This window comes from Ardenticatenales bacterium, from assembly GCA_020634515.1.
In the GTDB taxonomy this organism is placed as follows: domain Bacteria; phylum Chloroflexota; class Anaerolineae; order Promineifilales; family Promineifilaceae; genus JAGVTM01.
In genome coordinates, this window is record JACKBL010000001.1 from 16,935 (window position 1) to 29,465 (window position 12,531).

The 12,531-nt window shown below is 59.0% G+C and carries 9 protein-coding genes; 5 read left to right on the forward strand and 4 right to left on the reverse strand.

Annotation, left to right across the window (positions count from 1 at the left end; all coding sequences use genetic code 11):
- Window positions 1-24 precede the first annotated feature (24 nt).
- A complete protein-coding gene (locus H6650_00050) occupies window positions 25-825 on the reverse strand; it encodes a DUF92 domain-containing protein (GenBank protein MCB8950381.1) in 801 nt (266 codons plus the stop codon).
- A 19-nt stretch (window positions 826-844) separates the two neighbouring features.
- Window positions 845-1,762 carry a hypothetical protein gene (locus H6650_00055; GenBank protein ID MCB8950382.1) on the reverse strand — a complete coding sequence of 306 codons (918 nt, stop codon included), beginning with the start codon at window positions 1,760-1,762 and terminating at the stop codon, window positions 845-847.
- A gap of 180 nt (window positions 1,763-1,942) precedes the next feature.
- On the opposite strand from H6650_00055, the gene H6650_00060 reads away from it, so the two are divergent.
- From H6650_00060 to H6650_00075, 4 genes are all read left to right on the forward strand, one after another.
- A complete protein-coding gene (locus H6650_00060; protein ID MCB8950383.1) occupies window positions 1,943-3,316 on the forward strand; it encodes a Glu/Leu/Phe/Val dehydrogenase in 1,374 nt (457 codons plus the stop codon).
- A gap of 164 nt (window positions 3,317-3,480) precedes the next feature.
- Window positions 3,481-4,731 carry a Glu/Leu/Phe/Val dehydrogenase gene (locus H6650_00065; protein ID MCB8950384.1) on the forward strand — a complete coding sequence of 417 codons (1,251 nt, stop codon included), beginning with the start codon at window positions 3,481-3,483 and terminating at the stop codon, window positions 4,729-4,731.
- A 310-nt stretch (window positions 4,732-5,041) separates the two neighbouring features.
- Window positions 5,042-5,470: a single-stranded DNA-binding protein gene (gene ssb / locus H6650_00070; protein ID MCB8950385.1), complete on the forward strand. Its 429-nt coding sequence runs from the start codon at window positions 5,042-5,044 to the stop codon at window positions 5,468-5,470.
- A 68-nt stretch (window positions 5,471-5,538) separates the two neighbouring features.
- Window positions 5,539-5,979 (forward strand): hypothetical protein, encoded by a 441-nt coding sequence (locus tag H6650_00075; GenBank protein MCB8950386.1) that lies wholly within the window; start codon window positions 5,539-5,541, stop codon window positions 5,977-5,979.
- A 49-nt stretch (window positions 5,980-6,028) separates the two neighbouring features.
- Here H6650_00075 and H6650_00080 read toward each other — a convergent pair whose 3' ends face one another.
- Both H6650_00080 and dnaA read right to left on the reverse strand, forming a co-directional pair.
- Complete coding sequence (locus H6650_00080) at window positions 6,029-8,587, reverse strand: DEAD/DEAH box helicase (protein MCB8950387.1); 2,559 nt, start codon at window positions 8,585-8,587, stop codon at window positions 6,029-6,031.
- Between the two features lie 868 nt (window positions 8,588-9,455).
- A complete protein-coding gene (gene dnaA, locus H6650_00085; protein MCB8950388.1) occupies window positions 9,456-10,892 on the reverse strand; it encodes a chromosomal replication initiator protein DnaA in 1,437 nt (478 codons plus the stop codon).
- Window positions 10,893-12,108: 1,216 nt separating this feature from the next.
- Between dnaA and H6650_00090 the strand changes: the two genes are divergently transcribed.
- Window positions 12,109-12,387, forward strand: a complete 279-nt coding sequence (locus H6650_00090; GenBank protein MCB8950389.1) for a stage V sporulation protein S — start codon at window positions 12,109-12,111, stop codon at window positions 12,385-12,387.
- The last annotated feature ends 144 nt before the right edge of the window (window positions 12,388-12,531 follow it).

Genomic DNA, 12,531 nt, shown 5'->3' on the forward strand with positions numbered 1-12,531 from the left:
CCTTACTCAGGGGCGGAGATGCCCTCATAGTAAAATCCAGGCCAGTCCCACGGCAACCAGGCCGCCGGCGACGGAGGCGAACAGGTTGACGAGGTCATTGTTCAGCCAGGACCAGCCACGCCAGGGGCGGGTAGGATGGCCACATTTGTGAATTTTGCGTTCGGTGTCTTTCTGACAGACATCGCAGTAGTAGATTTGCTGCACGGTGGCTCCCAGCAAGCTGTCGAACAGGGAGCCGGCCAGTCCGGCCACCCCACCGAGGAAGAGGGCTGGGAGGAAGGGAAGTTGGGGGTGGAGAATGCCGGCAATTCCTCCGATCAACGCCCCGCCCGCCAACGAAACCAGCGTCCCCAGTGGCGAAATCCCCCCCGACGTGCCCACGGCCACGACCTGCCCCGTGGTGATCAAGCGCGGCGGGCGGCGGCTGAGCGTACCCAGTTCCGTGGCCCACGTATCCGCGTTCACCGTCGCCATGACGCCAATAAAGAAGGGGAACCATAGAGGAGAGGGCGCGGCCACGTTCAGCAGCGCCAGCAGCGCGCCCAGCCCGCCGTTGGCCAGCGCCTGCCCGATATCCCGTGAATGACCTTTGTCGAACTTCTCCGCCGCCTCTTGTTTGGCGGATTCCTTGAAGTGGGAAAGCAGGCTAGAAGTGACGAAAAAGATGCCCAAAAGCACGCCCCACACCCAGCCGCCAAAGCCAAAGGTGAATGTGCCTACCAGCAGCGCCCCAAAAAGACCAGAGGGGGAGAGTGAGCCGCGCCAGAAGGCCAGGGCGGCGATGATCAGGCTGATGAGAAAAGCGATGGTGACGTTTTCAATCATGGGAGATGGCGAATGTCGCTCAAGTGCGCGCCAGCCCCAGCAGGGCAACCCAGGCGGCGATTTGCACGACGAGGGTGATGATCCAGATAAGGTAGGCCAGGGATGGCTCACGCCGCCACTGGTAGAAGAACCAGCCGATGAGGATGTTGATGAGGTAGGCGACGAGGCCACCTGCCGGCAAAAGAAAGAGGCTGAGGGGCGTGCCGAGGCGGATGACGTGACCAACGGCGTCTATTTGCAGGGGCGTCGGTGAGGGCAGGCGCTGATAGATAAAGGAAAGGTAGGCGAAGAGGAGAAGATTGACCAATGCCGGCAACAGCAGCAGCAAATGCGCCGTCTGATCCTGCCAGATAGGCCAGTCCAACAAAAAGGGGCGCGACGGAGACGTGCGCGAGCGGGGAGCAAATCGGGCTGACTGCAAAGCGGCGACGGAGGCCTGAAAATTCTCCAGGTCGTAGGGGGAAACCGCGTAGGTGAGCGTGTCCGTAACCAGCAGGAGTTGCTGCGCCAGGGGGCGCGTGGCGTAGAAGCGGATGGGGTAGGCGCGCTCGTGGTCGATGATCTCCCCCTGGCCGATGTAGCAGCCGGGCCAGCGCAAGCCGCGAAAGCGACGCACCCGATCCAGGTCGCACCCGCGAACCAGGGCGCGAATATGGTCAAGGGGGATGGCCTGGGTGAGGCTGCCCCAGTCAATGATGAGGGTATCGGATTCGATGTGGTAGCGGGCATGGGGGAGGGTGTGGGTCAGGTAGCCAATGAGGAGGATGGCGGGCAGGGTGCAGAGCAGCAGCAGGCCGGAGAAGAAGGTGAGAAGGGAGATGGGCTGCGTGATCATGAAGAGCAGCAAGATCAGGTCGAGGAGGATGAGGGCCAGGGTGAGTAGAATGCCGGCAATCACGCCAGGCGACCGGGGTGGATGCGATACTAACATCAACATGGGAGTGTAGCAAAGCAGGCGCGGATTGTCTATGATGCTGTCGGCAATTCGGCAATCTGCCGGCAATTCCCAATTTGGATCCCAATTGACGATGCCCAACCCGTCCCGCCTCGATGTGAAACCCCACAACATGAGCGTGCCGTCACATGACGCGCCGTATTACATTCAGCAGGATGGTGTATGATCTTTGACTATTTACCATCCTCGCGCCTTTCATGTACAATTTGCCCGACAGAAAAGCGATTCTGTTTAGTCAGTTTGCACAATGGGAGTTTTCTTCAATGTAGCCAAAGGAGTACTGACGTGTCTGAAAATCTTAATCCGTTTGCCATCGCGCAGGCGCAGTTTGACGAAGCGGCGGCGCTGTTGGAACTAGAACCAGCCATGCGCGCATTTTTGCGCGAACCCATGCGCGAGTTTCATTTCACCATTCCCGTGCGTATGGATAATGGGGAGGTGAAAGTCTTTCGCGGCTATCGCGTGCAGTATAACGATGCACGCGGCCCCGCTAAAGGAGGTATTCGTTTTCACTACGAAGAGACCGTTGACACCGTGCGCGCCCTGGCGGCGTGGATGACGTGGAAAACGGCCGTAGTGGATATCCCCCTGGGCGGGGGCAAAGGGGGCGTCATTTGCGATCCCCGGGAACTGACGCCGACGGAGTTGGAACGCCTCAGCCGCGGCTATATGCGGGCGATTTCTCGCTACGTGGGGCTGACCCAGGACGTCCCCGCGCCGGACGTGTACACGACGCCGCAGATCATGGCCTGGATGATGGATGAGTATGAGTTTTTGCATGGTTATCATGAGCCAGGCGTGATCACGGGCAAGCCGCTGCCCTTAGGCGGCTCGCTGGGGCGGGATGATGCCACCGCGCGCGGTGGTATTTTTACGGTGCGCGAGGCGGCGAAGGTATTGGGTATTAATTTGAAAGGGGCGACGGCGGCTATTCAGGGGTATGGGAATGCCGGCAGTTTCGCGCACAAACTGGCCGCCAACTTGCTGGGTATGAAGATCGTGGCCGTCAGCGACTCCCGCGGCGGCATCGTCAACTGGGATGGCCTGGACGTGGACGCGGTGATGGCGCACAAGAAGCGCACGCGCTCCGTCGTGGGGTTCCCCGGCAGCCAGGAAATCAGCAACGAGGGGCTGTTGGAGTTGGATGTGGATGTGTTGTTCCCGTCGGCGCTGGAGAACGTGATTACGGCGGAAAATGCCGGCAACATCAAAGCCAAAATCAGCGCCGAACTCGCCAACGGTCCCACCACCCCTGAAGCGGACAAAATCCTGTTTGACAATGGCGTCTACGTGCTGCCGGACTTCCTCTGCAATGCCGGCGGCGTCACCGTTTCCTACTTCGAAATGGTGCAAAACGGATATCAATACTATTGGGACACCGACATGGTACACCAACGACTTGACCAAAAGATGACAGCCGCGTACCATGCAGTCCATAACATGGCCCAAAAATTCAACGTCAACAACCGCGTTGGGGCCTACTTGATCTCCGTCAACCGCGTCGCCGAAGCCGTGCGGCTGCGTGGCTGGGTCTGATCAACATCGCGGACGGCGGCGCAAGTCGCTTGCGTCCGCTTCACAATCGCATCAACGCCAGAAACCTGACACGAATGCCGCGAATTGCCCTGGCGCAGTTCGTTGCATTCGTGTCATTTCTGTCTCGTTGCTGCTCTTTCCATGACAACTGTCGGAGAAACAACATGAGTGAAAACCTGAACCCATTTGCCATCGCGCAGGCGCAATTAGATCAGGCCGCAAAGGTGCTGCAGCTCGACCCGGACATGCACCAGTTTTTGCGGCAGCCCATGCGCGAATTCCACTTCACCATTCCCGTGAAGATGGACGACGGCGCCACCCAGATATTCCAGGGCTTCCGTGTGCAGTACAACGACGCACGCGGCCCCGCCAAAGGGGGCATCCGCTTCCATCCGAAAGAAACCATCGACACCGTCAGGGCGCTGGCGGCATGGATGACGTGGAAAACGGCCGTAGCGGATATTCCTCTCGGCGGCGGCAAGGGGGGTGTCATTTGCGACCCGCGCCTGATGTCGCCCACGGAAAGGGAGCGACTCAGCCGCGGCTATATGCGGAACATTGCCCGCTACGTGGGTCTGACGCAGGACGTGCCCGCGCCAGACGTACACACCAATCCGCAAATTATGGCCTGGATGCTTGATGAATATGAGGTGCTACGCGGCCATCGGGAATCAGGCGTTATCACCGGAAAGCCCGTGGAATTGGGGGGGTCTGCCGGCAGAACACCGGCCACGGCCCTCGGCGGCATTTTCACCATCCGCGAAGCAGCCACCGCCCTCGACCTCAACCTCAACGGGGCCACCTGCGCCATTCAAGGCTACGGCAACGTTGGCTCCTTCGCCCACCAGCTCGCCGCCAGCGTCCTGGGACTGAAAGTGGTGGCCATCAGCGATGAATATGGCGGCATCTACAACAGCAACGGCCTGGATTACGATGACGTTTCTACTTATGTGAAACGCAATGGCCGCCTGACGGACTATCCGCGGGCGGAGGCGATTGATAACAAAAACCTGTTGGAACTGGATGTGGATATTCTCATTCCCGCGGCTATCGAGAACCAGATCACGGCGGCGAATGCGCACAATATCCGCGCCCGCATCATCGCCGAACTCGCCAACGGCCCCACCACGCCCGAGGCGGATGCGATCCTGGCGGATAAGGGGGTCTATACCATTCCCGACTTCCTCTGCAACGCCGGCGGCGTCACCGTTTCCTACTTTGAGATGGTGCAAAACGCTTACCAATACTACTGGGATGAAGCGCTGGTCAATGAACGCCTGGACAAAAAGATGACGACGGCGTTCTGGGCTGTGCATGAGATGGCGCAGCAGCGCAATGTGAGCACGCGCGTGGCTGCGTACCTGGTGGCCGTGCAGCGCGTGGCCGAGGCGGTCCGGCTGCGGGGCTGGGTCTGATAACCCCAACAGCTACGGAAGGCAAAACAGTGCCTCGCCGGTCATTGTCATGGTGACCGGCGAGGTGTTTTGTTTTTTGGGGGATGGGGTGGGGATCTGTCATGCTGAACCCCGCGATGTGGGAAAGCCCCTTTTTTTCGTGCCGGCATCGAAGACACCCGATATTCACGCCACACGGTCAAACACGAGCAAATCCTAGACCAGATGTGCTAAAATTTTAAGGTTGGCGGCCTTTAATTTCGCGGTCATTTGTGGGATAATACCGTGCTTAAGGGATCCTGTTTGTAGCCAAAAACAGAAGGAGAAAATCATGTACCAAAAACTTATTCTCGTTGGAAATCTGGGGCGCGACCCGGAAATGCGCTATATGCCTGATGGCACAGCCGTCACCAGTTTCAGCATCGCGGCCAGCCGCCGCTGGACGGATCGCAACACCGGGCAGCCGGTGGAAGAGACTACCTGGTTCCGCGTCAGTGTCTGGGGCCGCCAGGCGGAAACAGCCAACCAATATCTGAGCAAAGGCCGCCGCGTTTTAGTGGAAGGCTCGCTAGTTCCGGATCGGGCAACGGGAAGCCCTCGCCTTTTCACACGCCAGGATGGAACAGTGGGCGCCTCCTTTGAAGTCCGGGCGGATACGGTTCGCTTCCTGGGCGGCGGGCGCGAAGAGGGTGGCTACGCCGACGACGAGTACAGCGGGGCCGGCGCGGCGGCGCAAGAAGAGGACGACATTCCCTTCTAGTCCATTGGAAAAGCGAGGCGAGGCGCGCCGGGCAGGTGCGCCGCGCCTGCTTTTTGCGGTCAATCAGCATGACTTATTTCGCCGACCTCTCGCCGTACACGTATCATGCCCGCAGCCAGCGCGAAAACACCTGGAACGTGGGCTGGCTGGACGCAGCGCACCCGTTTTCACGCGGCGAGGTCTCCGCCCCGTTTCTGAGCCAACTTTGGGCCTTCTGCGGCGCTCCCGTGGTGCAAATGCGCGGGTTTCATACCTGCGAACTGTGTAACGCGGATGGACTTGAGATGCTTGTGGTGCAACGCGATGGAGAATCGCGGCGTCTGGGGGCGGCGGAGATTCGCGTTTTTGCGCCGGATGGCCGTGTCTACGCCGCGCCTGACCTGATTTACCATTACGTGGCCGTGCATGGTTATTGCCCGCCGGATGCCTTTGTCACGGCGGTTTTGGAAGGGCCGCAGCCAGGGACGGATACCTATGAGCGGCTTGTCGCGGAGAGCGGTCTGGGGTGAATGGAAGCACAACGGCAGCCCACCATTTGGTGGGCTGTTTTTTTGGGGGTTACGCTTGCAGGCGGCGCAGCAGGCGGCGGGTTACTGTTTTGGTATCCGGGCCGATGTCGCCAGGGGGGCCGACGCAGGCGGGGCAGCCATCGCGGCAGGCGCAGTCGTTGACCAGCTCCAATGCCGCCGCCAGCAGGTCGCGGCGTCGTTGGAAAAGTCGCTGGCTGAAGCCAATGCCGGCAGGAACCCGCTCATAAATCACCACCGTCGGGAAAAGGGTTAGCGGGCTACGCGCCTCCACGCTCACCTCAATGTCGCCGGGGTCGCACATGAGGAACAGAGGGGCCAGATTCCGCAGCGCATAAGCCAACCCGCCCAACGCGGACCGCGTCTGCTGCCCCTCCTCGGCGCGGCGATGGCAGGCGGGGCACAATGTCACCAGATTGTCTGGGTGATTGGCGCGGGCATAGAAGGCGTCGTCGGGGGGGAGATCGGGCGGCCAATCCCAGACAAATTCGCGGAACGGACGCACATGATGCACATGCAATCCCTGGCCGGGCGCGGCAGACGCACCACAGTTGCGGCATTGATGGCCGTCCCGATCCAGCACCAGGCGGCGCTGTCGCGCCCAGTCTGGGCCATAATCGTTGGGAGCCAATAGCACGCCTTCAGCGATCAGGGTGTCCGTCACCTCCGGCCCCAGCACCATCCAGTAAGCCGTGGTTTCCAGCGTCGTTTGCGGCAGGTCAATCGGCCCGTACCCCAGCGTTTCGTGCGTATATCGCTTGACCAGGCGGTAGCCGGTGGCTTGCGTGACCACTGTGGCTTCTCCGTAGGCATGAAGAATGCCGGCATCCGTCGTTTCCACTTCAGGAGCCAGGCGCGTGATCTGCGTGGTGGCGGATGCGCGGGTGTAATAATCCACATCCAGAGGGCGCACCTGGGCCAGCCGGCCTTCCCAGTCGAAACGCTCAACCAGGTAGGTGCGGGCCTGGTGCATGTAAATGGCTCCTTCGTAGACCACGACGGGGGCGGTTTCCAGGTCCAGTTCGCCAATGACCACGGGGCGCGGTCCGCTAATGTCCTGGACGACGACGGTCTCCTGGCTACTGGTACGCAAGGAGAACTGGTGCGCGGGCACGCCTTCGCCGAGGTAGTGAGTCTGGCGACGGGTCTGGTGCATCATGCCGGCATCCACCAGCGTCCGCAGCAGATCATCCACCACGCCGAACGCCCCAAATGACTCACCGGCGACAAACGGCAACTCATACGCGGCGCACAATAGATGGTTCACCAGCAAACGCGCATTGTCGGGATTGATCAGCGCATTCTCCGGCGAGCGGCCAAAAAGATAGCGCGGGTGTTTGCAGATGTACTGGTCCAGCGCGCCGCTGCCGGCCACCAACAGAACAGCCGCGGCGGCCTCGTCCGCCTCGCCGACACGGCGACCCGCCCGGCCCGCCTGCTGCCAGGCAGCGGCGATGGAACCCGGATACCCCGCCAGCACCGCCGCCGCCAGCGCGCCAATGTCCACCCCTAACTCCAGCGCATTGGTGGCCACCACGCCCATAACCTGACCCTGACGCAATCCACTCTCAATCTCGCGCCGCTCCAGAGGCAGGTAGCCACCGCGATAGCCGCGGATCTGGCGCGGATCTTGTCCCGCGGCGCGGGCGTCGTCCTGGAGGTAGGTCAGGAGCAGTTCTACCGTCTGGCGCGCACGGGCGAAAACGACCGTTTGCACGTTGTGGCGCAAGAAGAGGGTGGCGGCATCGCGGGCGGCCAGAATCATGCTCTGGCGCAGCCCCAGCGATTCATCCACGACGGGAGGATTATAGAGGATGAAGTGTTTGCGGGCGCTGGGTGCGCCGTTGTCGCGCTCATCGACGAGGTGGAAAGGCAATTCCACCAGGCGGCGGGCGTGTTCGCGGGGGTTGGCGATAGTGGCGGAACAGCAGATAAACTGGGGCTGGCTGCCATAGAACTGGCAGAGACGCCGCAGGCGGCGCAGGACGTTGGCGACGTGGCTGCCAAAGACGCCGCGGTAGGCGTGGATTTCGTCGATGACGATGAATTGCAGGTTGCTGAGGAGGGTACGCCAGGTGGGGTGGAAGGGGAGAATGCCGGCATGGAGCATATCCGGGTTGGTGATCACGATACTCCCTTGCTGTCGTACCTGCCGCCGCTGGTTTTGTGGCGTGTCGCCGTCGTAGGGATGGACGGTCACGGGGAGCTGCCCCGTCTGGATCAACTGGGCTGTATCGGCGAACTGGTCGTGGGCCAGGGCTTTGGTGGGGAACAGGTAGAGGGCGCAGCCGTGCGGCTGGGTGAGGAGCCGCTGCAAAACGGGCACAGTGTAGCAGAGCGATTTGCCGGAAGCGGTGGCGGTGGCGATGACCACGTTTTCGCCGGAGAGTGCGGCGTCGATGGCGCGCGCTTGATGGGTGTAGAATTCGTCCAGGCCCCGTTGATGGAGGGCGTGTGTTAATGCCGGCATCAATTCCCCAGAGATAGGGGCATACCGTGCCGTCCGCGCCGGGAGTTGCTGCCAGGCGGATACCTGGCGCATAAAGTCATGATTGCGGCGTAAGCCGTTTAGGATTTCGTCTACGGACATCGTGTACACCCATCCCGATTTTATCAGGTCTCGCGGGCTTCGCTATGGTGGGGGGCGGTTGCCTTGCCGGAAGCTGTTTTGCCGCCAAACGATACTGGCTGTCCGCAATTAAGTTAGCGGAAATGTGCGGACACCTTGTCAGTAATCGTCCGTAAAAAGGGTGAGGTTATTTTCGGACGGTTGCATAGTATTATTATTTGTCCCGTAACTATTCACGTCTCCGAGAGATTGGACCAATTTTGTAGACATCAATAAGATTCAACCAGAGCAAATTGGTCCAATCTGGGCAGATGACCTGTATAGTCACTTTGTCCCCATATTTTTCCCAGAGTCATTATTCCTTAGCAGTATGTAGTAGGGGGTGTGGATATGTGTATAAGCCACGTCGCCGCCCAAATGTGGGTGTCTTATCCGCGCGTGTCCTAGATGTTGGCTGCCCCGCCCGCCCGCGGCGGCGGGGCCTTGTGGATAACCGCGCCTGGTGTTGGGGAAAAGGGAAATGGCGCTGATCTGGCGCTTTTGGCGAGGGGGGCGCTATGTGCGTGTTGCCGGCAATATAACCCTATATGTAGGAGCGAGGACGGGGGGAGTGGATGCCGGCATTTTCCCCGGTTATCCACGAATCAATCAGGTTTTCCACAACTTTCTCCCACTTATCCACAGAACAGAGATGATGGAAGGCGGATGGCAAAGGGCAGATCATCGCCCCGCGTCCCTATTCACTTACCCGCCCCCGCTAAGGAATGATGATGAAATATAGTAGAAATTACATCGTCAGTTTGAAGGAACACAAAAGGCCGATCCGCATGGATCGGCCTTTTGTGTGCGCCGGGTTGCCAGCCCCGACGCGGCGTGCGTGTCGTGAGTTTCAGGCGGGGACGGTTTCGTAAAGGGAGGACTTGATCTTCAACACATCCCGCCGCACATTGGCATCGGTTTCGATAATGCCGGCAATCTTCTCATACCCATACAACACTGTCGTATGGTCCCGATTGCCCAGGTAGCCGCCAATTTGCGGGAAGGACGCATCCGTCTCGGTTCTTGCCAGGTACATCGCCATCTGGCGGGGGAAAGCCACGGCCCGGCTGCGGCTGCTGCCTGTGAGAGCGTCCAGCGTAATCCGGTAATGATTGGCAACCGCCGCCAAGACCTGCGACACAGTCACTTTTTCGGTATAGTGCAATAAATCCGCCAGGGCCATCGTGACCAACTGGTCATCAACCGATCCCCCATTTAATTCCGCATACGCAATAACCTTGTTGAGTGCCCCTTCTAATTCTCGAATGTTATTGCGTACATTGCGGGCAATTGTTTCCAGCACATGCCGCGGCACGTACACTTGTGAATGCTCCAGCTTTGCCTCCAGGATCGCCATGCGCGTTTCCACGTCTGGTTGCTGAATGTCCGCCATCAACCCCCACTCAAAACGAGACTGCAATCGCTCTTCCAGCGTGACCATGGCCTTGGGGGGACGGTCGCTGGAGAGGACGACCTGCTTGCCATTGCTGTGCAGCTCGTTGAATGTGTGGAAAAGCTCTTCCTGGGTGCTTTCTTTGCCGGCAATAAACTGAATATCGTCAATGAGCAGCACGTCAAGTGACCGGTATTTCTCCCGAAACTGGGCCATGTCGCGGCTGCGGATAGATTGAATAAGGTCGTTGGTGAAGGTTTCAGACGATGTGTACAGGACGCGATAGCCGCTATCGCGGCACTTGTGCCCCACCGCGTGCAGCAGATGCGTTTTTCCCAAGCCCACGCCGCCGTAAATAAACAGTGGATTGTAGGTTTGCCCCGGATTCTCGCCGACCGAGAGCGCCGCCGCGTGTGCCAGCCGGTTGCTGGGGCCAACGATGAATGTGGAAAAGCGGTAGCCATTATTGCGCAAACCATCTTCGTCCAACAGCGGATTCCCTGCCGCCGGGCGCGAGGAAAAGGAATGTTTGTGCCCGTTTGTTGTAGACGGGCCGGATGCGTCGCCGTTTGGGGACGGGCTTGCGGCGCCATTGTGTTCTGACCAGACCACAAAGCTTAAATCAACGGGTTCGGTGACAATCGCGTTCAATGTGCGCAGAATAGTCTCTTTCAATCGATTTTGCAGCCAATCTTTGGCATACGCATTGCGCACGCCTACGACATAGCCGCCTGCATCCGCGGAAATCAGGCGCGCATCGCGCAGCCATGTGTTGAACGTGGCTTTTGTCATCTGTAGTTCAAGTTCGCCCAGAGTCGCTTTCCATGCTGATTCGGGGGACACGTTGCACCACCTCCTTGTGCAAGGCAGGGAGCAATACACAACCACAGGCATACTCGCCCAGGCAGGAAATAATAAGCTCACCAGTTTGTTTTTGCGTAGGCCGTTGTCTTGCCACAGGGATGGCTCGTGGGCTTGACGTGTACTCCCCGTACTGCTCTGTTTCGACCAGGAGCCTCTTATGCGGTGACCTTGTCACGGTAGGGAGAGGCTGCCTGCTGGCTTGCTCCTTGAGAGCAAATGCCCAAAAAAGTAGGTGTGGTCACGGGGGCGAACCCCATTAGACCATTCTTAGGGCGCATCCGTCATAGAATCGCAGTGGATGGATGCGTTGGCGGGTTCTGCTTCAATAGAACGACCACCGTTCATCATGAACGAACCCGGAGGGCTTCCGTACCTGCCCAGACCCCACTTTCTTGTCAGAGTGGATCAGTTCCCGGCTGATGACCCTGGTTTTGCGACGACATGGCGATGTTTGGCGCAAAGTGACCAAACGACAACGGTGAAGACATTCTAACAAACGGACAGGTCTGGCGCAATTGAAAATGGCGTGAATTGCCTTAAAAGGTGCAAAATTTTTAGAATAGCGAAATGTTAAAATTATTACAGCGATTAAACATACGTCAGCCTTGATGCGGCCATATACCCAGGACTAGGGTATAATTGGTTGACGACGCCTATATGTGGGGGGAGTGGCTTTCCATAAGAAAAGTGATGTGGATGGTTCATGGTTTGGCGTGGGGACCAGCAGCGTCGATTTGGGCGGCGCGTAATGCAACTTACGGACGTATTATTTAACATTGCGGAATTGCCGTGCCCATTGCCTGAACCTGGCGGCGGCAACAGGCGCGCCGCGCCGGGCATTTGTCCTGCCGGCATCTCATCTATGCGTCTTTTCAGCAACGGGGTTTTCCGGGCCGTGCCGGCAAAACCAGGCGATTATCGGCGACTTTGTTCTTTGTCATGCTTGACCGGTGTCTTCTCAATCAAGTGGGGCAAAGTTGGCTGAGCGTGTCGAAACCAACGGCCTTCGACACGCTCAGGGGCCTTCGACACGCTCAGGCTGCGGTTTGCCCAAAATGGAGAAGTTCCCAGTTCCCAGTTCCCTTGACTGCTTGACAATGGTATCACGAATTAGCTAGAATCTGAGTACAATTTCTCGAGTATAGCCAGACTCATCCTCCGTCGCAATTTGCCCCATCTTAACACTTGAAAGGTATTTCCCCTTTCATCAAGCAGAAGAGACCCCCCCAAGGATCGGAGACATAAAATGAGTGTCATTAAAGTATCTGCCACATCCCGCACTGCAGCCGTGGCCGGTGCCGTTGCTGGCGTCATCCGTGAGAGCGGACGGGCAGAGGTGCAGGCCATTGGTGCCGGCGCGGTCAACCAGGCCATAAAGGCGATTGCCATTGCCCGCGGCTATCTGTTGGAAGAAAATGTTGATGTTGTTTGCGTGCCCTCTTTTGTCGAGGTTGACATTGATGGTCACGAGCGGACGGCGTTGCGTGTCGTTGTGGAGTTGCGCCCCGGCCTCGAGTCTGGCTAGCCGGGGGTTTCTTTCCTGGAATGCGGCACGGATGCCGGCATCACGCGAATGACCCCCCCCATCGTCAGTTAGAAGCGCCCGTTGGCGCGTGTCTGGCGCGGGAGCCATGCCTGGCGGACATGGTGCAAAAGATAGTCCGCCGCG